Origin of the sequence: Nocardia niigatensis NBRC 100131, assembly GCF_000308655.1 — a bacterium.
Taxonomy (GTDB): domain Bacteria; phylum Actinomycetota; class Actinomycetes; order Mycobacteriales; family Mycobacteriaceae; genus Nocardia; species Nocardia niigatensis.
In genome coordinates this window covers 118,365-141,019 of the sequence record NZ_BAGC01000048.1, presented here as the reverse complement: position 1 = coordinate 141,019, position 22,655 = coordinate 118,365, and the positions used below count along the sequence as shown (strand labels likewise).

The 22,655-nt window shown below is 66.3% G+C and carries 20 protein-coding genes; 12 read left to right on the top strand and 8 right to left on the bottom strand.

Going from position 1 to position 22,655, the window contains the following annotated elements; genetic code table 11:
• The first annotated feature begins 284 nt into the window (after positions 1 to 284).
• From ON33_RS23490 to ON33_RS23465, 6 genes are all read left to right on the top strand, one after another.
• Positions 285 to 1,631, top strand: coding sequence for an ABC transporter substrate-binding protein (locus ON33_RS23490; RefSeq protein ID WP_051152691.1), 1,347 nt, complete (start codon positions 285 to 287; stop codon positions 1,629 to 1,631).
• Positions 1,628 to 2,524: a carbohydrate ABC transporter permease gene (locus tag ON33_RS23485; protein WP_040861193.1), complete on the top strand. Its 897-nt coding sequence runs from the start codon at positions 1,628 to 1,630 to the stop codon at positions 2,522 to 2,524. The genes ON33_RS23490 and ON33_RS23485 overlap by 4 nt, the downstream gene beginning before the upstream one ends.
• Complete coding sequence (locus ON33_RS23480) at positions 2,491 to 3,363, top strand: carbohydrate ABC transporter permease (protein WP_051152690.1); 873 nt, start codon at positions 2,491 to 2,493, stop codon at positions 3,361 to 3,363. The genes ON33_RS23485 and ON33_RS23480 overlap by 34 nt, the downstream gene beginning before the upstream one ends.
• Before the next feature lie 271 nt (positions 3,364 to 3,634).
• The gene (locus ON33_RS23475; protein ID WP_083869228.1) at positions 3,635 to 5,032 is read left to right on the top strand and encodes an MFS transporter; all 1,398 of its coding nucleotides are present in this window, start codon (positions 3,635 to 3,637) and stop codon (positions 5,030 to 5,032) included.
• A gap of 145 nt (positions 5,033 to 5,177) precedes the next feature.
• Complete coding sequence (locus tag ON33_RS23470; protein WP_040861191.1) at positions 5,178 to 6,023, top strand: alpha/beta hydrolase; 846 nt, start codon at positions 5,178 to 5,180, stop codon at positions 6,021 to 6,023.
• 91 nt (positions 6,024 to 6,114) lie between these two features.
• Positions 6,115 to 7,029, top strand: coding sequence for a family 43 glycosylhydrolase (locus ON33_RS23465; RefSeq protein ID WP_040861241.1), 915 nt, complete (start codon positions 6,115 to 6,117; stop codon positions 7,027 to 7,029).
• A gap of 130 nt (positions 7,030 to 7,159) precedes the next feature.
• Here ON33_RS23465 and ON33_RS42850 read toward each other — a convergent pair whose 3' ends face one another.
• Complete coding sequence (locus ON33_RS42850) at positions 7,160 to 7,723, bottom strand: hypothetical protein (protein WP_051152688.1); 564 nt, start codon at positions 7,721 to 7,723, stop codon at positions 7,160 to 7,162.
• 4 nt (positions 7,724 to 7,727) lie between these two features.
• Between ON33_RS42850 and ychF the strand changes: the two genes are divergently transcribed.
• Positions 7,728 to 8,822, top strand: a complete 1,095-nt coding sequence (gene ychF, locus ON33_RS23455; RefSeq protein ID WP_040861190.1) for a redox-regulated ATPase YchF — start codon at positions 7,728 to 7,730, stop codon at positions 8,820 to 8,822.
• A 118-nt stretch (positions 8,823 to 8,940) separates the two neighbouring features.
• Positions 8,941 to 9,228, top strand: a complete 288-nt coding sequence (locus tag ON33_RS23450; protein ID WP_051152687.1) for a DUF2871 family protein — start codon at positions 8,941 to 8,943, stop codon at positions 9,226 to 9,228.
• Positions 9,229 to 9,283: 55 nt separating this feature from the next.
• Here the strand turns inward: ON33_RS23450 and ON33_RS23445 are convergent, their stop codons facing one another.
• From ON33_RS23445 to ON33_RS23415, 7 genes are all read right to left on the bottom strand, one after another.
• Positions 9,284 to 11,236 carry an ABC1 kinase family protein gene (locus tag ON33_RS23445; RefSeq protein ID WP_040861189.1) on the bottom strand — a complete coding sequence of 651 codons (1,953 nt, stop codon included), beginning with the start codon at positions 11,234 to 11,236 and terminating at the stop codon, positions 9,284 to 9,286.
• Between the two features lie 120 nt (positions 11,237 to 11,356).
• Positions 11,357 to 12,136 (bottom strand): hypothetical protein, encoded by a 780-nt coding sequence (locus tag ON33_RS38465; RefSeq protein ID WP_051152686.1) that lies wholly within the window; start codon positions 12,134 to 12,136, stop codon positions 11,357 to 11,359.
• A gap of 691 nt (positions 12,137 to 12,827) precedes the next feature.
• Positions 12,828 to 14,084 (bottom strand): DUF7373 family lipoprotein, encoded by a 1,257-nt coding sequence (locus ON33_RS23435; protein ID WP_040861188.1) that lies wholly within the window; start codon positions 14,082 to 14,084, stop codon positions 12,828 to 12,830.
• Positions 14,081 to 15,208, bottom strand: a complete 1,128-nt coding sequence (locus ON33_RS23430) for a DUF7373 family lipoprotein (protein ID WP_040861187.1) — start codon at positions 15,206 to 15,208, stop codon at positions 14,081 to 14,083. Before ON33_RS23430 ends, ON33_RS23435 begins: the two co-directional genes overlap by 4 nt.
• Positions 15,209 to 15,537: 329 nt before the next feature.
• Positions 15,538 to 15,975 (bottom strand): site-specific integrase, encoded by a 438-nt coding sequence (locus tag ON33_RS23425; protein WP_051152685.1) that lies wholly within the window; start codon positions 15,973 to 15,975, stop codon positions 15,538 to 15,540.
• 107 nt (positions 15,976 to 16,082) lie between these two features.
• On the bottom strand, positions 16,083 to 17,060 hold the full coding sequence (locus ON33_RS23420; RefSeq protein ID WP_157184683.1) for a hypothetical protein: 978 nt from the start codon (positions 17,058 to 17,060) through the stop codon (positions 16,083 to 16,085).
• Positions 17,061 to 17,412: 352 nt separating this feature from the next.
• Positions 17,413 to 17,937, bottom strand: a complete 525-nt coding sequence (locus ON33_RS23415) for an Ltp family lipoprotein (protein WP_040861185.1) — start codon at positions 17,935 to 17,937, stop codon at positions 17,413 to 17,415.
• A 527-nt stretch (positions 17,938 to 18,464) separates the two neighbouring features.
• On the opposite strand from ON33_RS23415, the gene ON33_RS23410 reads away from it, so the two are divergent.
• The 4 genes from ON33_RS23410 (at position 18,465) to ON33_RS23395 (ending at position 22,610) form a co-directional block, all read left to right on the top strand.
• The gene (locus ON33_RS23410) at positions 18,465 to 19,352 is read left to right on the top strand and encodes an LLM class flavin-dependent oxidoreductase (protein WP_040861184.1); all 888 of its coding nucleotides are present in this window, start codon (positions 18,465 to 18,467) and stop codon (positions 19,350 to 19,352) included.
• Between the two features lie 272 nt (positions 19,353 to 19,624).
• Positions 19,625 to 21,049 carry a cellulase family glycosylhydrolase gene (locus ON33_RS23405; RefSeq protein ID WP_040861183.1) on the top strand — a complete coding sequence of 475 codons (1,425 nt, stop codon included), beginning with the start codon at positions 19,625 to 19,627 and terminating at the stop codon, positions 21,047 to 21,049.
• An 81-nt stretch (positions 21,050 to 21,130) separates the two neighbouring features.
• Positions 21,131 to 21,619 carry a nucleoside deaminase gene (locus ON33_RS23400; protein ID WP_051152684.1) on the top strand — a complete coding sequence of 163 codons (489 nt, stop codon included), beginning with the start codon at positions 21,131 to 21,133 and terminating at the stop codon, positions 21,617 to 21,619.
• A 142-nt stretch (positions 21,620 to 21,761) separates the two neighbouring features.
• Positions 21,762 to 22,610, top strand: a complete 849-nt coding sequence (locus tag ON33_RS23395) for a GNAT family N-acetyltransferase (RefSeq protein WP_306307522.1) — start codon at positions 21,762 to 21,764, stop codon at positions 22,608 to 22,610.
• Positions 22,611 to 22,655: the final 45 nt, after the last annotated feature.

Below are 22,655 nucleotides of genomic sequence, written 5' to 3'. Positions count from 1 at the left end.
GCTATGACCGGCTGTTCATCTCGTATCGGACCGCCGGGTACGGGTGGCCCGGAGGACGCTGCGCCGGGCGTGGCGGGGGTGGTGCGGTCCGGCGTGGTTGCTGCGAGTTCGCGTGTTTTCCACGTATCGCAGGTTGCTCCCCGTATGCTGCCATGCTGATTCGAGATCCACGTCACGGTGGTGGCATTAGTTCATTTAGTTCACGGACATATGGTTCCGGTCGCCGTCGCCGCTGTTCGCCCTGTTCCACTCCGCCGCGAACGCCCGCGACCAGAGGAGACGCGATGCCGGTGCAGTCCCGCTCCGCGAGCATCCGGGAGGACTGCGGCGCCTTCGACCGGCGTACCCTGCTGCGATCCGGTGCTCTGGCCGCACTTCTCGCTGCCGGGGGCTGCGCGGGCGGGGACGACGACGCGGTCACCTTCTTCTTTCAGGCGCGGCCCGAGGAGGCGCGAGCCCGGAAGCGCATCATCGACGAATTCCATCGGCGGCGACCGGATATCACGGTGCGGACCATCATGTCGGGGCCGGACCCCTTGCAGCAGATGCTCACCTACTGCGCGGGCGGGAAATGCCCGGACGTGCTGATGGCGTGGGAGCTGCTGTATGCCGGGCTCGCCGATCGAGGTGTGCTGGTGGATCTGCGCGAATTCCTCGGCCGGGAACCGGATTACGCCGCCCGGCTCCGCGCGGACGGGTACGCGACATTGCGCGACACCTTCGTCTGGAATGACGGGCAGTACGCGCTGCCCGAGCAGTGGTCGGGGGTGTTCCTCTACTACAACCGGAAACTGTTCGCCGAGGCCGGGATCCAGCCGCCCACCCGCTGGGCCGGGGCATGGAACTTCGATGAGTTCCTCGCGGCCGCGCAGGCCCTCACCCACCGCGACTCCGATGGCCGCACCAAGCAGTGGGGGTTCGTGGACGCCTGGGTGCCATATTTCTCGGCGGCCTGCTTCGGGATGAACAACGGCTCCGAATGGTTCAGCCCGCCGGTGCGGCCCACCCGCACGAATCTCGGGGACCCCCGGTTCGCGGCGGGCATGCAGTTCTACGCCGATCTGGCCGTCCGCCATCACGTCGCGCCCAGCGTCGGTGACCGGCAATCGGTTTCGGCGCAGGACCTGTTCCGCAGCGGGCGGGCCGCCATGCTGATGGGCGGGCACTGGCTGTACTCGGAGTTCAGCGGGCACGACTCGCTCGACTTCGATGTGACGGTGCTGCCGGTCGGACCGCACGGCGGGCCGGGTGCGATCACCGATATCGGCAGCACCGGGCTGGCCATCGCCGCGAGCAGTCCGCGGCGCGAACAGGCGTGGGAATTCGTCAAATTCGCGACCGGGCCCGAAGGACAGGCCATCATCGCGGAATCGGGATTGTTCGTGCCGGTGCTGCGCTCGGCCATGCGGTCGCCGGGATTCGCCGCCGCGCATCCGGCGTTGCGCAACCTCGACGTGTTCACCGAGGGCCCGGAGAATTCTCGGCCGCTGGCCGTGACGCCGCTGTGGGGCAAGGTGGAAGCGCTGCTCGAACGCGGCTGTAATCGGGTGCTTCGGGGTGCGGCGACGGCGGCCTCCCTGGGTGGGCAGACCAGCGCCGATATCGATCAGCTGCTGCGGGCCGGGGTATGAGGCGGGGATCGGCGCTCGATCGGCGGCGGGCTCGCGCCGGAAGACTGTTCGTGGCGCCCAATCTGGCTGCCATTCTGGTGTTTCTGCTGTTCCCGCTGGGTTTTTCGCTGTATCTGAGCTTCCACTCGTGGGATCTGTTCAGCCCGCCGCGATTCGTCGGGGTCGCGAACTACCAGCGACTGTTCTCCGACGATCCGCTGTTCTATATCGCCCTGCGCAATACGGCGGTGTTCACGGTGCTGACCCTGGTGCCGACGGTGGCGATCAGCCTCGGCGTGGCCGCGCTGCTGAACCGGAAACTGCGCGGTGTCGGGATATTCCGCACCGTGGCGTTCATGCCACTGGTCGCGTCCACCGTGGCCATGGCGGTGGTGTTCCGCTTCATCTTCGCCAGCGATGATGGCCTCGCCAATATTCTGCTCGGCTGGATCGGCCTGGGCCCGGTGCCGTGGCTGACCGATCCACAGTGGGCCATGGTCTCGCTGAGCCTGGTGACGGTGTGGAAATCGGTGCCGTTCACGACCGTCATCCTGCTCGCGGCCATGCAGGGTGTCCCGGAAGACCTCTACGAGGCAGCGAAGATCGACGGCGCGAACGCCTGGCGTCGCTTCTGGTCGATCACGGTGCCGCTGATCGGCGGCGCCCTCTCCTTCGTCCTCGTCATCACGGTCATCAACTCGGTGCAGGCCTTCGACCAGGCGTACGCCCTCACCGGCAGTAACGGCGGTCCCGAAACCGGCACCTACGTCCTGGGAATCATGCTGTTCCAGAACGCCTTCCGCTTCTACGAGGTCGGCTACGCCTCCGCGCTGGCCTGGGTGATCTTCGCAATCCTGCTGGGCTTCACCGTGGTTCAGCAATGGCTGGCCCGGCGTTCGGAGGCCGAGCTGTGAGGGGCGGCGCGGCTCCGCGGAGACGTGTGGTTTCCGGGATCCTGATCTACCTGGCCCTGATCGCGGTGGCCTGGTGCGCGTTGATCCCGATCCTGTGGTCCGTCTCGGCCTCCCTGAAGCCGGAGGGCGAGCTGACCGACGCGGCGCCCCTGCCGTCGCACCCCCAATGGTCCAACTACCGAGACGCTTTCGCCGCGATCCCCCTCGGCCGCATGCTCCTCAACACCGTCCTCTACGCGGCCTGTGTCACCGCCGGCCAGGTCTTCTTCTGCTCCCTGGCGGGTTACGCCTTCGCCCGCCTGCGCTTCCCCGGCCGCGAGGTCCTGTTCGTCGGCTACCTGGCCACCCTCATGGTCCCCCTGACCGTCACCGTCATCCCGCAATTCCTGCTCATGCGGGCCTTCGGCTGGATGGACACCCCCTGGTCCATGATCGTCCCCGGCCTCTTCGGCAGCGCCTTCGGCACCTACCTCATGCGCCAGTTCTTCCGCACTCTCCCCACCGAATTGGAAGAAGCCAGCATCCTCGACGGCTGCACCCCCTGGCAGACCTATTGGCGAGTCCTGCTGCCCAACACCAGACCAGCGGTCATGATCCTCGCGGTCCTCACCTGGATCACGGTCTGGAACGACTTCCTCTGGCCCCTGATCATGATCCAACGCAACGACTACGCCACCGCCACCCTCGGCCTGGTCCGCCTCCAAGGCCAATACACCACCAACTGGCCGCTGCTGATGGCCGCGGCCACCGTCCTCCTCCTCCCTCTCCTTCTCGTCTACGCCTTCGCCCAACGAGCTTTCGTCCGGGGCATAGCCCTCTCCGGTCTCGGCGGCCGCTAGCGCCTGCCGCGCCGCAATCCGGTCGTCCCAGCCAATCCTCGCCGTTGCGACGATCGCGCTCGACCCTGTCGTCATGGCCGACCTCGATGCCGTCGAGTCACGCTCGAGCGACCTTCCGCTCGGCTGAGGCGCCGATTGGGCAGCGCCGGAAAAGTCGGTTTTGTGATGACGATCACGTTGATGGTTTAGCTACTGGTGAGGGTGGACGCGGCAGGGCCTGCCCGGGACCGTCGGAGTTTGCGCATGGTGTGCATGGGTATCGGTCTGTTTCATGCGAGATACGACGGAACCGAACAGGGCCGGCTTTCCGCTCCGGAGGTCGGTGGCCGCGAGTGCCATGGGCAATGCGACCGAGTGGTTCGACTACGGGGTGTACGCCGCTACGGCCGGCTACCTCACCTCCGCCTTCTTCCCGGGATCGCTGGGCACCCTCGGCACCATGCTGGGCTTCGCGGTCTCATTCCTGCTGCGCCCGCTGGGCGGCATGGTGTGGGGCCCGCTGGGCGACCGCATCGGCCGCAAAGCCGTGCTGGCGACCACCATCCTGATCATGTCGGTGGCCACCGGCGCCATCGGCATCCTGCCGACCCACGCCATGGCCGGCGTGCTCGCCCCGATCCTGCTGATCCTGCTGCGCGTGGTGCAGGGCTTCTCCACCGGCGGCGAATACGGCGGCGCCGCAACCTATCTCGCGGAATGCGCGGAGGATCGCAGACGCGGATTCCTGGGAAGTTTCCTCGAATTCGGCACGCTCACAGGGTTTGTCGGCGGTTCGGCGGTGGTGCTCGCCTGTCAGCTGGCGCTCGGTTCGGACGCCATGTACGCGGGCGGCTGGCGCATCCCGTTCCTGCTGGCCGTGCCGCTGGGCCTGACCGGCTGGTATCTGCGCAGCCGGCTGGACGAGTCGCCGGTGTTCACCGAACTGTCCGAACAGGACGAGCGGGACACTCCGCCGGGTGGCCTGCGCGAGGTACTCACCACCTACCGGCGCGAACTCCTCACCCTCATCGGCCTGGTCGTGGCCCTGAACGTGGTGAACTACACGCTGCTCACCTATCAGCCGACCTACCTGCGGCGCACCATCGGCCTGGGGGAATCCACCACCACTGCCATGATGCTGATCGGCCAGCTGGTGATGATGGTGTCGCTGCCGTTCTTCGGCCGCCTCTCCGACCGGGTCGGCCGGCGGCCGATGTGGCTGGTGTCGCTGGTGGGGCTCACCGTCCTCGCGGTGCCCATGTACTGGCTGATGGGGCACGGAACCGTCTGGGCGGTCATCGGATTCGTGGTGCTGGGGCTGCTGTACGTGCCGCAGCTGTCGACCATCAGCTCGACCTTCCCGGCCATCTTTCCCACTCATGTGCGCTATGCCGGATTCGCGTTGGGCTACAACGTGTCCACGGCTCTCTTCGGCGGCACTGCCCCGCTGGTCAACGAGGCGGTCATCGAAAGGACCGGTTGGTCGTTGTTCCCGGCGGGCTACCTGGTCGCGGCGTCACTGATCGGGCTGATCGCCTGCGCCTTCCTGCGCGAAACCGCCGGAACCTCGCTGCACGGCACCGAGATCCCCGACGCTGAGCTCGTACCGGTTGCGGCGCAGTCGCTTCCGGAACCGTCTGCCCCGGAGCCTCCGGTCCAGCCCGACCCGACGGCTCCGACGGCGGGCTGAGACACGGCCCTCGCCGCGCCGGTGCGGGTGGTTGGCGGCGTTCCGGTGTGGGTAAAGAACCCAGCATCAGTTTTCGTAAACCACTGGGGGATTCATGCCAGAAACTGAACAAAACGCCGAAAATGCCACCGCTGCTCCAACATTCGTGTTCGTTCATGGCCTGACGAGCAACAGTTTCTTCTGGACGCCGGTGGTGCGCGAACTCGCCCTCCTCGGGCACCGCAGCCTGCCGGTGGATCTGCCCGGACACGGGCTCGACGCCTCGATGCCCATGTCGTACCAGGCGCAGGATATCGCCGAATTCGCGGCCGGGTCTTCGCCGATGTCCGCGATTACCGTGGAGGACAATGTCGCCCACGTGATCGAGGTGGTCCGGCAGGTGCGGCGGCACGGCCCGGTGATCCTGGTCGGCCACAGCCTCGGTGGCATCACGGTCGGTCTGGTCGCCAATGTCATCCCCGACGCCATCGACCGCATCGTCTACGTGTCGGCCTTCTGCCCGTCCACCGAGGACGCGCCCAGCGCCACGGCCTTGAGCCAAACTCCCGAAGCCTTGAAGGGCGTACCGGTCCCGAACCCGGACCACTCGCTGTTCCTCGGAATGGAACCGGTTTCCCGTGGCCTGATTCGCTTCAATCTGCGGTCGGACGATCCCGAAGCCCTCGAGGATTTCCGGGTGACCAATATGCCCGAGGCCACCCTCGAACAGATGCTCCTGGTGCTCAACTTCGGTATGCAGCCCGAGGACGGGGCGCACACCAACTTCGCCGACGGCCGGGTCGAGGCCGACACCTGGGGACGGATTCCGCACAGCTACATTCGCCTCACCCATGACAATGTCATCACCGAGGCCCTGGCCTCGAAGATGATCGACGACGCCGATCGCCTCACGCCGGACAATCCTTTCGACGTCCATACCCTCTCGGCCGGACATGCCGGTGTCATGTTCCAGGCTCGCGAACTGGCGGCCATCCTCGATCGGCTGGTCTGAATCAGTGATCACCTCGTAGACGGATGGCGGCGGCGAGCTTGCTCGGCGCGGCGGCTACGAGTCGGCTATCGGGCATTGAATAATGCTGCGGATGAGCGCGATCCGGTGGAATCGGCGGGCGGTATTGGCTTCGATGGGCTTGTTGTCGGTCGGGGCCGGGATCGGTGGGCGGGCGGGGGTTGCGCGGGCGACCGCGGCTACGCGGTACACGATGACCGCGTTCACCAATGACACCGATGCCGAGTTGTTCGTGTATGAATCCGAGGACGCCACGAACTTCGCGTTATTGCGGGGCGGGGCCTATCGGCCCCCGTCCGGGCTGGTGCGGGACCCCAGTCTGCTGCGGCATACCGACGGGTCGTACTACATCGCGTACACCACCGCCGGAGACGGCCACACCATCGGATTCGCGCGTAGCACGGACCGCCTCGACTGGACTCACGTGTGTGACTACCCCGTGCCGGTCCCGAAGGCCGAAGCTGCTTGGGCGCCAACATGGTTCACCTTAACCAACGGATTCGTCGGTGTGCTCGTCTCCATCTCGCAGGGCCACGGTTTCACCCCGTATCTGATGATCGCGTCCGATCCGGCTCGCCCGGTCTGGAGCCCGCCGGTTCCCCTGATCGGCATCGGTCCACAGCGACCGGGCCACCTCGGTTTCATCGACACCACCCTCGTCGCCCACGACGGGAACTTCTACGCCTTCACCAAGAACGAATCCACCAAGTTCATCGAACTCGCGGTCGCTTCGACTCCGCTGGGCCCGTACCGATTCATCGCCACCGGCGACTGGGCCGGTTGGGGCGCACCCCGAGAAGGCCAGTGCGTGATCGCCCTTCCCAAAGGAGGCCATCGCATCTACTTCGACGCGTACACCGATCAAAAATACTTCTACAGCGACAGCTTCGACAGCTTCCGCACCTGGACCGCACCCACCCAGCTACCTGAACTGTCCGGAACCGTCCGCCACGTCGCGGTCCTCTCCGAACCGGCCGGCACCCCGTAGCGTCCACCTGGCCGGCCCCGAAACGGGTTCATTCTGAGCGTGGCGTTTCCGGCTTCGAAGCCTGCTGAGCGGCACCTCGGCAAGCCTCGTGACCGAGCAGGGCGTCCACCGCTCGGCTGGGCCGGTTGATCTACTCATCGCGGCAACGGCAGAGCATCACAGGCTCACCATGTCGTCCGACGATCGCGTCTTCGAGTCCATCGCCCGAATCACCGGCCAGCCAGTTGTTTTCGTAACCGAACACCGGCTGTAACTCCGCGCGCGAAGCCGTCGCGAATGGACAGTCGCGATCACGCCTGCGATTGGGTCGCGGCGGCGTAGTGACCGAACGGAGGGCGGTCACCTTGCGCTGCAAACGTTTCGGGAGGACGCGATCCAGCTTTGGCTGGGCGCCTTCGAGATTCGCGTGAATGTCGGCGATGTCGGTGCTGCCGTCCGCGGCCACGCCCATGGCGACCGCTACCGCGACGGCCATGTCGTCGCCGAGCAGGAGCGGGGGCATGGTCGAGCCCTGGCCGAGTCGGTGGCCGCCGACGGGCCCGCGGGCGGCGTGCGCGGGGTAGCCGAGGTCACGCAGGCGGGCGATGTCCTGACGCAGCGCCTGGCCTACCTCGGCCGGACCCCGCGGGTCTGCCGAACCCAGCGCCCGGACCTGGGGTGATGGAGCGGGCCGGCGGTCCGGGTAGACTCCCACTCTCGTGAGTCTCACCCTCGGAATCGTCGGCCTGCCCAACGTCGGAAAGTCGACGCTGTTCAACGCTCTGACGCGCAATGACGTGCTGGCCGCGAACTACCCGTTCGCCACCATCGAGCCGAATGTCGGCGTGGTGCCGCTGCCGGACCCGCGGTTGGGCAAGCTCGCCGAGATCTTCGGATCCGAGCGCCTCGTCCCGGCCGTCGTGTCGTTCGTCGACATCGCGGGCATCGTGAAGGGCGCCTCCGAGGGTGCCGGCCTGGGCAACAAGTTCCTCGCCAATATCCGTGAGGCCGATGCCATCTGTCAGGTGGTGCGCGTCTTCGCCGACGACGACGTGGTCCACGTCGACGGCAAGGTCGACCCGCTGTCCGACATCGAGGTCATCGAGACCGAGCTCATCCTCGCCGACCTGCAGACCCTCGAGAAGGCCGTGGTCCGCCTCGACAAGGAAGCCAAGGTCAAGAAGGATCGCAAGCCGGTCGCTGACGCCGCCAAGCAGGCGCAGGAGATCCTCAACAGCGGCAAGACCCTCTTCGCCGCGCGCGACCAGGTGGACACCGAGCTGCTGAGGGAACTGTCGCTGCTCACCATCAAGCCGTTCCTCTACGTCTTCAACGCCGACGAGTCGGTCCTCACCGACGAGGACAAGAAGGCCGAGCTGAAGGCCGCCGTCGCCCCCGCCGACGCGGTCTTCCTGGATGCCAAGGTCGAGGCCGAACTGCTCGAACTCGACGAGGAATCCGCCCTCGAACTCCTCGAATCCATCGGCCAGACCGAGCCCGGCCTGCATGCCCTGGCCCGCGCCGGCTTCCACACCCTCGGCCTGCAGACCTACCTCACCGCCGGCCCCAAGGAAGCCCGCGCCTGGACCATCCACCAGGGCGACACCGCCCCCAAGGCCGCCGGCGTCATCCACACCGACTTCGAACGCGGCTTCATCAAGGCCGAGATCGTCGCCTTCACCGACCTCGTCGACGCCGGCTCCATGGCCGCCGCCAAGGCCGCCGGCAAGGTCCGGATGGAAGGCAAGGACTACGTCATGGCCGACGGCGACGTCGTCGAATTCCGAAGCGGATTAGCATCTGCGAAGAAGTAGGGCGGCGCTTGCATCGCTTCTGGTAGAGACTCTGCTGAGCCCCCATCCGGTGTGCGGGTGGGGGCTCAGTCGTTTCGCCGGCGCCGTGCGCTGGCCGGTTCGGTCAGCGCATCGCATCGTGTTGGACAAGCAATTCGCGCTGGCCTCCGGCCGATGGTTCAACGCCTTCTTCTGGACCTACAACACCGGGCTGGTCGTGACCGTGGCCATGATGGTCGCGCACGGCATCCTCACGGTCCTGAACCACGATGTCAGTCCCGCCATCTCGGGTATCGCCCGACTCGGCCACATCCTGTTGTCCGTCGGCTTCGCCATCTTCTGCCTGTGCCTGCGCGGCCCGATAAAGACCGCGGCCCGTGAGACCGGCGATGCGCCGCAAAACGCGGAGCACATGCTCGAGCGCTGAGGGGTTGTCGAGCCCGCGCTCCCTCGCCTTCGCGGGAATCGCGGCACAGATGCGGCTATTCGCGGCGCGCGCTGAAGACGACGTACAGCACGCGCAGCACCAGGACCGCGCTGACCAGAATCAGGTTGTAGCCGAACATTTCGTGCAATGTCAGGGTGTCGGTGACCCGAGCGCCGCCCGGGTTGGCCAACAGCACCACACCCATGATTCCGATGATGCCGCCAAGGAACGCCAGCAGCACCTGATTGACCAGACCCGTGACCACCGAGCGATCCCGATGATCGGCGAACAGGCTGACGTTGACCGTCAGCCGGCCCGCCTCCAGCGAGGAGGCTATCCGGTCCGCGTGCCTGGGTATCCGCCGCAGCAGCGGCAATACGGTGAGCAACTCGTCGGTGACCGCGGCCTGCAGCGACTCCGGTGCCAGTCGCTCGGTGAACTGTCGGTTCGCGAACTCACGCGATTGCGCGACGATGTCGAAATCGGGTGCCACTGCGGCCAGGGTGCCCTCGAGCGTGCCGATGGCCCGGAACGCTCCTGCCACCTCACCGGGAACCGTCAGGTCGTATTCGGCGACCAACCGCACCAGATCGGTGAATACGGTGATATCGGCCGAGGTGCCCGGGGCCATGTGCAGCGCCATGAATCGGCCGATGCCACGCCGCAGCCCGTCCTCGTCGACGAATTCCGGGCGGACCACGAACGAGAGCAGGGCGTCACAGACCAGTTCGGGATTGCCGCGGTCCACGGCCATCAAGAACTGGCCCAGGTTCGCGCGCAGTTCGGAGTCGATCCGGCCGACCGAGCCGAGGTCGATCAGCGCCACGCCGCCGTCGTCGAGCAGCACGATATTGCCGGGATGCGGATCCGCATGAAAGACACCGTCCACCATGACCTGCCGCAGCAGCGATTCGAACAGGACTGCGGCGATTCGGTTCCGCTCCGTCCTGGACCGGCCCTCGACCGCATCGGGCGAACTCAGCGTCTTGCCGGGGACGAAGTCCATCACGAGCACGCGTTCGGTCGAATAGTCGAGGTAGGGCTTCGGGACAACTATCGAGGGCGTGGTGTCGTGCTGGAAGATCGTGGCCCGCAATGCCGCCATATTGCGCGTCTCGATCCGAAAGTCGAGTTCCTCCCGCAGTGCATGGGCGAAACCCTCGGTCAACTCACCGATTCCGATCGAGCGACCCCAGGCAGTGCTCGATTCGAGGCGACGGGCCAAGCTCAGTGCGATCCCGAGATCCCGCTCGACCACCGGACCGACGCCGGGGCGCTGCACCTTCAGGACGACCTCTTCACCGGTGTGCAGCCGCGCCCGGTGCACCTGGGCGATGGAGGCAGCGGCCAACGGCTCTCGATCGATCGCGGCGAACACCTTGTCCGGGTCGTCCTTCAATTCCTGTGCCAGCACCGCCGCGATCTCCGGCCACGGCACCGGGCCGACACGCTGCTGCAGGTGTGACAACTCGTCGATGTATTCCTGCGGCAGCAGATCCTGGCGCGTCGACAGGATCTGCCCCAGCTTTACGAACGTGACCCCGGCTTCTTCCAGCGCCGCGCGCAGCGCAGCGGCCTGTTCCATTCGCTCCTGCGGTGTGCCGGCGTTCGGACCCGTGCGGGCCAGCCCCGGAATGCCATGCCGGACTGCCACTCTGCTCAATTGAAAACCGCGCCAGGCTTGCTGCGTCCGCAGCCGCACCGCGCGCATCATCTGGTCCGGACGGGCGATACTGCCCCGCGGGATCACGATCTCGGCGACGACCAGGAACAACAGTGCGACGAGCAGGATCACACCGATCTGCTGAGGCAGGAACGCCAACCGATCAACCGACTGCTTCCATACCACCTGGGATTCGAATCCCAGCTCGACGCCCAGCGCTACCAGCGCGGCGAACGTGGCCCGGACAAGCCCCACCCGGACCCCGAGCACGCGTTGGGCGACTCGCGCGATCAGTGCCACCGACACCAATGTCGCGACGATCGCGATCACCACACTGACGAGCATCTGATCAGCAACCTTTGTGTCAAGGCTGCCAGCGATGATCTGACAGCAACCTTCGGATGTGGGAACGGCCGTATGGGCCTTCGGGCCCAACTCTTCAGCGGCTCGCACACGGCGAGCACTTCACCGGTGGGCGGGCCGCGGCTCGCTGCCGCCTTCGAGCGAGTCGCGCCCTGGGCGCGCCCGCGGCCCCGTCTCGGCCGATTGCGCTGTGCCGCTGAAGAAGTCGCGGTAGACGCGGAAGGCCATGGCCAGGTAGGCGAGGGTCTTGGGAATCATGAGCAGGCCCAGCTGGGGGATGCGGCGGGCCCAGAGAATGACCGGGAGATAGCAGGCGAAGGACGCCGCCATGGCGTCGGAGAGGAAGCGGAAGGTGCGGTCGCCGGTGCGGGTGGCCTCCCGGCGCATGAGGTACATCTCGCTCGCACCCACGGCCAGTAGCGGGACATTGCGGTCCACGGCGAAGCCTGCCGGCGTCTCGTCCTTGTCCCAGTTGTTGAACGGGGTCGCCAGCAGGATCAACCGCACGAACGACAGCCCCAGCAGCGACCTGGTGAAGCCGTCCCAGGACCGCCGGAATCGCAGCCGCCAGGCATCCAGAGAGAGCACATAGAACAGGGTGATCGTGATCGAGGTCGCCATCTCCCCGAGGCCGATCAGACTCGCCCGGCGTCCCCGCCAGGTCAGGTACCCGCGGTCCTCGCCCCGTGCCATCGATACGGCCCGCAACGCCAGATGCGCGGTGTCGCCGGTCGCCAGCAGGGTGAACGCCTCCTCGAACCGGGCTGCGGTCTGGCGCTGTTCCTGTGGAACCCGGTTGCGGTTTCGCCGCATGGCGATCACCAGTCCCCAGATGACCGCCAGATAGGACACGTTGAAAGCCAACTCGAATCGTTTGCGCATAACGACCAGTCTGTTGTGTTGACCCGCTCCGGGCGCAGGGCCCAAGGTCCCTTCGTGCCGGACGTCCGATGGAGATTCCGCTCCGACTTCGGACGTCAGTACTGGGGCGCTTCGAAGTACTCCGAGCTGTTGGATCCCCAAACCGCGTCCCCACTCAGGGCCTCCACCGGGATGGTGGGGATGACGCCGTTCATCGTCTCGATGGCGATCGATCCACTGAGATCGATGCGGCCGGAGGGGCGGTCTGGAGGCGGTGCCGGCGGCGAGTCGCGTACAGAGGTTTTTCGGCTTCGGAACGTGGGTTGAGCTCTGGACAGAGCGCTTGACGTGCAGATACTGGATGTCAATGGGGTCGAGTTCCGAAGCGGATTAGCGTCTGGGAAGAAGTAGGGCAGCGCTTGCATCGCTTCTGGTAGAGACTCTGCTGAGCCTGCATCCGGTGTGCGGGTGGGGGCTCAATCGTTTCGCCGGCGCCGTGCGCTGGCCGGTTCGGTCAGCGCGGTATGCGGCAGGAGAGTGCGCTGCCACGCGGACATGCACGGCCAACCCATCTGTTCTAAACGTTCACTACAGCTGAGGAATTGGCGCGAAATTGCCTTTCTACAGCGGATTGTGCGGGATTTGACCGGTCGCACGGCATTCGGCATGAGCGAGCACTGCGGGCGGGCGTAAGGTGCTCGCGCGCTCGTGACTACTGACTGTTCGCGAGGAGCGCGTACTGCGCGGCGGCGCGCTGATCGGCGTCGACCGGCTGTCTGCTGCGGATCGTGGCGACGTAGCGGCGGTAGCGGACGAAGCAGATGATCCGGTCTTTCCGGTTGTCGCGCATCGCGGTGTCCTCGAAGCAGTGGGCATCGGGTACCTGCGTCGGGGTAATGGCCGGTTTGAGTCCGGGTTGACCGGCCAGTGCGTTCAGCAGGTTCGAGGCGGCCGCATCGTCGCGGGTGCGGGTGGTGATGGTGCGGTCCTGGTCGGGATCGCTGTATCCGAAAGCGTCGGCGCCGGCGGCCGTCATGACGCCCGCGGTCCACTCGACATCGTGCTGACTGTGCAGGTAGCCCTGCAGACCGAAGGTCGCCTCGTCGGCGAACCGTGGACTCAGGATCGTGCCGGCCTGCAGGGTACGGCGCAGCATGCCGTTGGAATCGTTGTCCTGCACCAGGATCTCCCGGCTCGACAGTGGCGGTAGCCCGTCGAGCATCGGCAGCTCGGCGGTGTATGCGTTGTCCGCCAACGTCGATAGTGTTGCCGGATCCGAGGATTTGCCTCGGATCACCAGGTTCACGACATAGGAGCCGTGCGCCAGCGTCGATTCGATATCGGGCTGGTTCGGCTCCTGGAAGGTATTCGCCTGGAGGTGAGCGGGAAGCGTCACGGCCTGATTATCTGCGGCGGTATCGAATTCCGCGTCGGTGATCTCCTGGGCGCTGCGGGTTGCGGTCTGTTCGTCGGGGAACTGCAGGACCGTGATCGTCGCCTGCTCCGCCCCGGCGGGGCGGGGCTCTCCCCAGAGGATCTGATCCGCGCTGTCGGTGGCTTGGTAGGTGTAGCCGAACAGCATCTTTTCGCGCTCCAGAACCTCGGAGGTGTCGGGTGCCTGCAACCCGGGCGCCCAGAACAGGTCGTAGGACGATCCGTTCCGCGTAGGCGCGCTGATGAGACTGTATTTCAGGGCTGGATCGATATCCCGCCCGGTGATGGTGTGGTCGGCCAAGCGCATCGTGGCCAGCTGGATCCCATGGTCGAAGCTGTGCGAGCCGGGCATCGGGCGATCGAACGGCTCGGTCGCCATGCCGCCCACATCGAGAGTGCGGACGTCGAGTTCGCCGGGTGTGGCCCGACCACCGATCCCTGTGCTGCAGCCGGTGATCGAGACTACTCCGCCGATGACCGCGGCGACCGCGACCGCCGTTCGGCACCGTCGGCGCACGAGCTTGGTCGAATTCATTCTGCGGCTGCCAATCTCACGTATTGAGCCGCGATCTGCTGCTGCGCGTCGATGAGCTGATCCGACCATGCCTGGGCGGCGTAGCGGCCACGCGATACCGCGCACAGGAACCTCGGTGAAGTGACCTTGTCCCATGACTTTGTCATGAGGCAGCGCGCTCCGGGCACCCCAGGCGGGGGATCGGCCGAGACGAAGATCTTTTCCGGCGGCGAGTACTCGGCTCTACCCCGAAATAGCTGGAAGTTGCTGTCCCGCAGACGTTGTGCTGCCGCGACATCACGGGCACGCAGCACATCGGTGCCGGCGTGGGCGACTCGATCTGTTCCGGTCTCGCGGAAAAGATCACCCTCGGCCACGGGAAAGGGAGTGGCCAGCAGTGCGCCGTGATCGTTGTAGAGCTCAAGGCCGGTCGGGCCGCTGGTGTCGACTATCGGTAGTGCGCGCGAAAGCATGTCGTCGGGATCCGCGGGAGCCTCGATGGTGGAGTCGGCGGTGGGCAGTGAATACCCGTGCAGCGCGGCCAGTTGCGCATCGATGTTCTTGCCGGCGAGGGTCGCGAGAGCATCGAGGTCCTGCGGTTCGCCCAGCTCGGTGAGGGCCTCGTCGACAACCTTGGTGACGATCAGCAGTCTGCCGTCGGTGGCCGCCGCCCGCAGTGCAGTGTGCGGGCCGGCCCATGCCCGCACCTGTGGATGGTGCGGGAGGTTCACCGGTAGCTGGTCCACCGGTAGTTGGGTTGCCGAGCCGTCGTATGCCGCGTCCGGCTTTGACGCGGCGAGCAGGTCGACCGCTGCGGAGGTGTCCTGTTCCGAGGCCATGACCAGGACATAGGTGGTGAGTGCGATGCCGACAGCGCAGTCCGCGGCCGAGTAGGCGATCTCCTCGAAACCGGCCACTATGTTCTGCTTTTCGGGATCCAAGCCGAGCGAGTAGTCGGTGGGCGGGACAGGCCGGCCCGGCAGCTGATAGATGAACCGCGGATCCACATCGGCCGGCAGGGCCAGGTGGTCCGCGAGCCGTTCACCCGCCAGTTGGCGCGCCTGGTCGCGACCGGCAGGCCGGTCCATGTGCTGCGGATTCGTAGGGTAGTTCCCCACATCCAGCTTGCTCGGATCGACGTTCACCTCGGACCCGTTCGGCCCCGTCGAGCCGGCCTGAGATCCGCAGCCCGCCAACACCAATCCTGCCGTCAGGCACAGCGCTGCCGTCCCCCACCACTTCGGCATACACTCCCCAATGCTGTCACCAGTTGGAACCGACTGTGCCACAGCCCGTTCTGCTGGGCAATTGCAGTGCCGGTGACGGCAGGCCCCGACCATGCCAGAGAGTTTTCGCCCACCCCGATGTCGTCGACCGGAGCGCCGAATGGGACTGCGCGACACCCGGCATCAAGTGCGCTCGGCCGACCGCCACCGCCAGTCGATCTTCCGATGCCCCGCGCTGGCCGGTTCGGTCAGAGCGGTTGCGGCATTACAGGGCCGTCAAGATTGACCGGCAGCAGTGCCTCGAACTGCAGATGCGAAAGTCCCAGTGTCGGTGACTCGTTCGATACCCGCGGCCGGCGCACGTACTCCGCCGGGGACCGGTCCAGGACGCCATCGATGACGCAGGTGCGGTAGAACCCGGCGACCACGGCCAGCCGGCGGGCGACGGTCGCGGGTTTGAAGCGGCGGACTTCCTGCATCCATCGCATGTACCGCTCGACCTCGGTTCTCGCCACCGTGAGCGGAGTGAGCTGGTGGTCGGTGCACCAGTAGAAGTACAGGCGCAGATCGGATTTCGTGTGGATTCTCGACACCGCGGAGAAGCGGGCGAGGTAAGCCAGGGCGTCCAGCCGGAGCACGAGGTCGTCACCGGCGAAGGTGACATCGAGGTCGGGAGAGGTAGCCATCCCTCACGATGCCGCGGTCTCAGCGAACCGCCAGAGCAGAACGCGCGGGACGCGGCATGTGCGGACATCCAGATCAGCGCCGCCTATCAAACACCCCTGCCAGCGCGTTACTCGCTACGAGATACCGTGCCCCGAATCTGAGGCGTGTTCGTTCTGCCGTAGTCGTCATAGATGTAGGTCGCCGAAACCACCCGGCTAGTGCCGGTCTCACACTTCGGATCGCGTATGCGAGTAAACGCGAACCCGTTGCCTGTATTAGGCCGAGACAGCAGCAATTCGGTTGCCGGCGGACCCGAACGAAATGGCAGCTCGTCTCGGAACGAGATCGCGGTCGGCGGGGTGGTTTCGACGCTGCCCGTGCCGTTACGCAGTGTGACCACGACCCCGAACCGAATGTCGGGCATATCCTTCGGCGGATACGACTGTGTTCTCGCGTCGCCCTTGTAGACGGTCGCCCGTCCCTCGTCGGTCCAGTCCGACACTTTCCTGCCGCAATGGGGGTCGGTGACGAACCCAGCCAGGACACCGGACGGAGTGCCACTGCCCGCGATCAGCGGCGGAATCGTGACCCAGGCACTGACGAGAATGGCGACCGCCAGCACTGCTCCGCCTCGAATCGAAGCGACACGCGTCCGACCGGATCGGTTGCTATACAAGTGCAAGAAAGCTGCCGTGAACGCTACGGCAACTGCGAAACACGCAGCGCCGAAGCTCGTTTCGAGGCGTCCGGGTAACTCCCGCTTGTAGTCGGACAAGTACAGCTCGGTTCCCACCCACTGAGCGAAAAGACTGGCAACTACCCCACCCACAATGGTGCCGCCAGGCGCGAACCGGTATGGCAACAGCCCGAAAAGGCCAGTGACGGCCAGCAGCGGGCTGATCACCAGCAGGAACGGCCAATAGACCGCGAGGTTGGCCTCGAAGCGGCCGCCCGCTTCGAGCTCGAACCGTGGATCCACTCCCCGGCCAGAGAACAGTCCGACCACGATCGCCGCCCACGCGAGAGCCAGCGCGCCGACGGCAACGACCTGCAATAGGTACGCGAAACGGCTCCAGCGATTCCACGGTGTATCACGAGTAGACACGCGGTCACTGTATCGACCAGTTGTGTCCGATCCGTCGACCAAGTGTGGAGAGATCGTGTGGGTCCGGTAGAGATCCAAAGTCGCAGAGCCCCAACCCACTAAGAGGGCAATCCGAAACTCGGCATGAGGGTGCGTTCGGCCGGCCCGCGGCTCGGCCGACCCGAGCCGCCCCGTAAGCGGCATTATCGCTCACTCCCGCTGACTGAAGCCAGACCGGTTTAGCCCGGGCACCCGACGTGAACGCTTTGGTGGTGATGAAAACCCCACGCGCCGCGCCCACGCGAGCACTACGACCGGCCGCGCGCCGCAGTGCTCGCTTCTCGCCAACAGGGTCTACCGCCGAAAGAGATTGTCAGTAGGAGGCATTGGCCCCGTACTCGGCCTGGGCGCGCGTAAAGCCGTCGTATACCAGCTGATCGATCAGTCCGGACCGAGAGAACGAGGTGTACTCGAGGTACTGCTTGGCGCTCTTTGCCGCCTGCTCGTTCCAGTCCACATTCAGGCTGTCCACTGCGAACGTAGCGTCTGCGGTGGAGAAGTCTTCGTACTCGAGCTGGTGAATCAGACCGCTGCGGGAGAAGGCAGAGTAGTCGAGGTACTGCTGGGCAGACCGGATGGCGTTGCGCTGGCTGGAGGTGATGTCCTGCTTGGCCGGAGAGAATTCGACCACGAGTGTCGATACGGGCGCCGCGATATCCGGCTGAGCGACTTCGGCCGCGGCCGCAGCGCCGTTCCATGCGGGTGCCGCCAGGGTGAGAGCCAGTACGGGGGCGCCGACCAGCCACACCCATTTCTTCTGCTTCTTCGGCGCGTCTGCGGCCGACAGGTAACTGGGCTGTGGGGTGGGGAACGGCTCGACGCGGGTGGGTGTGTTCACGGGTGTCCATTCGTCAGGTGATGGGTGGAGCATCATGCAGTCGTGCCATCTGCTGAGGTCAGAGTGTTGTTAGCCGGTTAGGTGCGGTGAGTGCCGGTTAGGCACGGGATGTCGGTGGGATGGCAGTTCATGTCCCCTGAGCATCTACGGGACCGCGTCGGCGCGGACTCGGCGTAACACGTCGCCCGGCCGACCGGGTGGCCTGCGTATGTGCTCAGAACCGAACGGCCGGTTGATCTTTCGCCGTGCGGCGCTGTCCGAACTGCGCAGCGCGCTATGCGGCAGGAGAGTGCGCTGCCACGCGGACATGCACGGCCAATCCACCTGTTCTAAACGTTCACTACAGCTGAGGAATTGGCGCGAAATTGCCTTTCTACAGCGGATTGTGCGGGATTTGACCGGTCGCACGCCATTCGGCATGAGCGCGCACTGTTGGCGGCCGAGTGGCGCTCAGCCGGTTGGTGGCTATCCCTTGTCTGAATTGAGATCGCCTGACGGGGGCCAGGTGGCTCTGAGAGGGTCACCACATGAAGATCGGTGTCGCACTTCCGCAGATGGCTCCCGGGTACGGACCGGGTACGACGCTCGACTGGGCCCGGCGAATCGACGCGGGCCCGTTCTCGAGCGTCTCGGTGGGCGAGCGGGTGACGTTTTCGAATCCGGAGATGGTCGCGACGCTGGGCGCCTGCGCGGCGGTGACAGAGCGGGTGCAGGTCTTGGCGAACCTCTGGGTGCTTCCACAGCACCCGGTGGCGATGGTCGCCCAGCAGATCGGCACGCTCGACCAACTCGCGAACGGCCGCCTCGAGGTAGCTGTCGGCGTCGGCGGTCGCGAGCACGACTACCGCGCTCTCGGCGCTGATTTCACGGGGCGGCACCAGCAGCTCGATGACAAGGTCGCCGAGCTGAAAGCACTGCTCGACGGCAAGCCACCGTTCGAGGGCGCGGACCCGGTCGGGCCGGCGTGCGTCCAGCCGGGTGGACCGATCATCCTCGCCGGTGCGATGGGTCCGAAGGCGATGCGCCGGGCGGCGCGGTGGGCCGATGGCATCTCCGGCTTCAGCATCCCGGGCAACGCCGACGAAATCGCCAAAGTGGGCGAGCTCGCCGACCGTTGCTGGGCCGAGGCCGGTCGTGCGACGACCCCGCGCAAGGTGAGTGGCTGCTTCACCGCCCTGGGCGTCACCGACGCATCAGAAGCGTTGCGCTCCTTCACCGCTCGCTACCTCGGCTTCCTCGGACCCAAGCTGGCCGAGATGGTCGCCACCTCGGCGCGGGCATCGAGTCCCGAGGTGCTCGCCGACATTCTCGACGGCGCGGAGCAGGCCGGGTGCGACGAGTTCATCCTGGTCCCGGCCGTCACCGACCCGAACTTCCTCGAGGTGGCGACTGAGGTGGTGGCCGCACGGTCCTGACGCTTGAGGAGCGGAACATGGTGCGACTCTGCGAGTGATCTGAATGGGCTCGGCCAGGCCGCGATCGGCCAGATCCAGCTACACCCGCAGATCGTACGGTCGAGCCCGGACCCACCCACACGAGTCCAGATGGGCACATGCGCGGATGATCCGGGCGGGGCTTTGTCGTGCAGGGCTGGCGGCGCGCCGACATCGGAACCCCGTAAGAAGGTCGTCGGCTACTACGGTCCATGCATGTGCCACATAATCGCTGGTCTTCCTGGTCCGTCGCGTTGATCGGTACTGTCTCGGCGCTGCGGTGTCTCGGTGCGGCGGCGTTGCTGCTGGCCGCGGTGACACCCGTCCTGGCCGCGCCCGCTGGTGCGACGCCGAGTGCGTCGGAGTTGGGGCATGTGGGCCGGTGGCTCACCGACGAGGGCGGGCGGGTGATCACCCTGCACGGTGTGAATCTCGTCTACAAGTACCCGCCGTATTTCCCGGCGGCGGGCGGGTTCGGGGACAGTGACGCGCAAGTCCTCGCGGACAACGGGTTCAATGTGGTGCGGCTGGGATTCGCGTGGAGCGCGGTCGAGCCGCAGCCCGGCGTCTACGACGAGGACTACATCGCGCAGATCCAGCAGACCCAGCAGGTGCTGGCCCGGCACCGGATCTACGCCCTGGTCGATTCCCATCAGGACGGGTTCAACGAACTGGTCGGGGCGAGCTGGAGCGGCTTCCCGGACTGGGCGGCCTTTCCCGACGGTCTCCCGATGCCGCCGAATCTGGGCCTGGCCGGTGCGTATCTGTTGAGTCCGGCGCAGAACCGGACCTGGGCCAACTTCTGGAGTGACCATCCGGCCTCGGACGGCATCGGCGTGCAGGAGCACTACGCCGCGATGTGGTCGCATGTGGCGCAATACTTCGCTGACCAGCCCTATGTGCTGGGCTATGACCTCGTCAACGAGCCGTGGCCGGGCGTCAGGTATCCGGTGTGCCTCGCGGACGGATGCCCCGACTTCTCGCGCGACGCGCTGGCCGCCTTCGAAGGCAAAGCGATGCAGGCCATCCGGCAGGCTGACCAGCGGCACCTGCTGTTCTATGAACCCTTCCTGACCACCGACTTCGGGGCGCCGGTGCGCATGCCCGATCCGACCGGCGACCCCAATGCCGGGATGAGCTTCCACGACTACTGCCTCGGACCCGTCCACACCTGCCCGGCGAACGGTTTCGACAGCACCCGCGCCGAGAGCACCGTCGGACTGGTGACCGAATTCGGCGCGACCGACGATCAGGCGACTCTGGCCCGGGTGACCGGCAGCCTCGACGACAACATGGCCTCGTGGATGCTGTGGTCCTACAGCCAGAATCAGCTGCCCTCCCATCCCCAGGCGCCTCCCACCGGCGCCAACCTGATGAGCCCCGGCGCCGGCGTCGTGCGCCCGTACCCGCAGGCGGTCGCGGGCACGCCGCAGAGCTGGCAGTACGACCCGGCCACCGCGACCTTCACCCTCCGATACGACACCGCGCCGGTCGACCCGGGCCGGCCCTTCGCCAGTGACGCCCGGACCGAGGTGTTTCTGCCCGCCGGCGACTATCCCAACGGCTATCAGGTCCAGGTCGACGGCGCCGATGTCATGTCCGCGCCCGATGCCGGATTGCTGGAGCTCAGGGCCGCTCCCGGGCAGGGAACCGTGCAACTGACGGTGACCGCCCGCTGAAGTCCGGCTCGGACCCTCCCGGCGATGGAAGTTGTTCTGTGCCAAGATCATCGGCACCGAGAACGGGAAGGATACCGGCCCGTGCCGACCGAGGACGACATCCGAAATCTGCTGGCGGCCGTCGCCATTGCGTGGCGGTCGCGCGAGCACGGCAATCACCCATTCGGCGCGGTACTGGCGGGCCCCGATGGACGGGTGTTGCTGGAGGCGGAGAACACGGTGGTCACCGGGCGTGACGCGACCGGTCACGCGGAGACGAATCTGGTGCGCGCGGCGACCGTCGCCTTCGATGCCGAGTTTCTGCGTGGCTGCACGCTTTACACCGGTGCCGAACCCTGTGCGATGTGCGCGGGCGCGATCTACTGGGGGAATGTCGGGCGCGTGGTTTATGCCCTCGGCGAGGACCAGCTCCTGGCCCTGACCGGTGCCGATCCGGAGAACCCGACCATGGCGCTGCCGTGCCGTCAAGTATTCGCCGCGGGTCAGCGCACGGTGCCGGTCGCCGGTCCGATCGAGCTCGCCGCGGCATGGGCGGTACACGACGGTTTCTGGCGCCGCGGACCGGCGTAGTAATACCTTCCAGCGCATAGGTATTCGCATTTCCGGCGGCCTGAAAGGGGATCGCCAGCGGGTAGCGGAAGCCTCCTCCGGAAAGGCTGTAAGACACCTGTGAAACTTCCGTGCGACGCGCGGTAGAGCGCATGAAATTTACATGCCGCCTGCGGCGCGGTGCGCTGGTGTTCCGCTATCGTTCATCCCACTATCCGATGCTGCTACTGGCGCGCCAGGGCTGGTTCGTCGATTCCGGAGTATGTGGCCGGGGCGGCCATTGCCTGACGCGAGCCCCCGACCGCCCCTGAAAGATCGAGGGAACGTGCCCGTACCCGTAACTCTGACCGGCCGTCTGGTACGGCTGGAACCCCTTGCGCCACAGCATGCTTCGGGGCTTGCGGAGGCTGCTGCGGGGAACCGTGATGATTTTGGGTTCACACCTGTCCCACACGGTGTGGACGAGTCACTGGAATACATCGCCCAGGCGCTCTCCGGGCATGCGTCGGGCACCTCGCTGGCCTTCGCCATCATCGCCGTCGCCAGTGGGCGGGTGCTGGGTTCGACCCGGTTCACCCGTTTCGACTACTGGCAGGGCCCGGTGGTGTGGCCGCTGGTGCACGGCATGCCGACCGGAGATCCCCTGCTCGCGGTGCCCGACGCCGCCGAGATCGGGAACACCTGGCTGTCCCCGGAGGCGCGCGGCTCCGGCGTCAATCTGGAGTCCAAGCTGCTGCTTTTGCAGCACGCATTCGATATATGGCGGGTCCGGCGCATAGCCATGCGGGCCGATGTCCGAAATCTCCGCTCCCGCATGGCGATCGAGCGGCTCGGCGCGACCAGCGACGGCGTGCGCCGGGCGCACTCGCGCGGACTCGACGGCGAGGTGCGCAGCACCGCCTTCTACTCGATCCTCGACGAGGAGTGGCAAACTGTCCGGGCCACTATCGAAGGGCAGCTGACAGCGCTGCCGGCCCGGCAGCGCACGCGCAGTCGTCTCGTGGGCGCGTAACCGGGCCGTACAGCACCCCGGAGGGCCGATCGGATCGACCGAAAG

Coding starts and splice junctions, on each gene's coding strand:
- ON33_RS38465 (WP_051152686.1), bottom strand. CDS start 12,136: ATGCGCAAACGATTCGAGTTGGCTTTCAACGTGTCCTATCTGGCGGTC.
- ON33_RS23445 (WP_040861189.1), bottom strand. CDS start 11,236: ATGCTCGTCAGTGTGGTGATCGCGATCGTCGCGACATTGGTGTCGGTG.
- ON33_RS23480 (WP_051152690.1), top strand. CDS start 2,491: ATGGCTGGCCCGGCGTTCGGAGGCCGAGCTGTGAGGGGCGGCGCGGCT.
- ON33_RS23465 (WP_040861241.1), top strand. CDS start 6,115: ATGAGCGCGATCCGGTGGAATCGGCGGGCGGTATTGGCTTCGATGGGC.
- ON33_RS23485 (WP_040861193.1), top strand. CDS start 1,628: ATGAGGCGGGGATCGGCGCTCGATCGGCGGCGGGCTCGCGCCGGAAGA.
- ON33_RS23490 (WP_051152691.1), top strand. CDS start 285: ATGCCGGTGCAGTCCCGCTCCGCGAGCATCCGGGAGGACTGCGGCGCC.
- ON33_RS23395 (WP_306307522.1), top strand. CDS start 21,762: ATGCCGCCTGCGGCGCGGTGCGCTGGTGTTCCGCTATCGTTCATCCCA.
- ON33_RS23475 (WP_083869228.1), top strand. CDS start 3,635: ATGCGAGATACGACGGAACCGAACAGGGCCGGCTTTCCGCTCCGGAGG.
- ON33_RS23435 (WP_040861188.1), bottom strand. CDS start 14,084: ATGAATTCGACCAAGCTCGTGCGCCGACGGTGCCGAACGGCGGTCGCG.
- ON33_RS23425 (WP_051152685.1), bottom strand. CDS start 15,975: ATGGCTACCTCTCCCGACCTCGATGTCACCTTCGCCGGTGACGACCTC.
- ON33_RS23410 (WP_040861184.1), top strand. CDS start 18,465: ATGAAGATCGGTGTCGCACTTCCGCAGATGGCTCCCGGGTACGGACCG.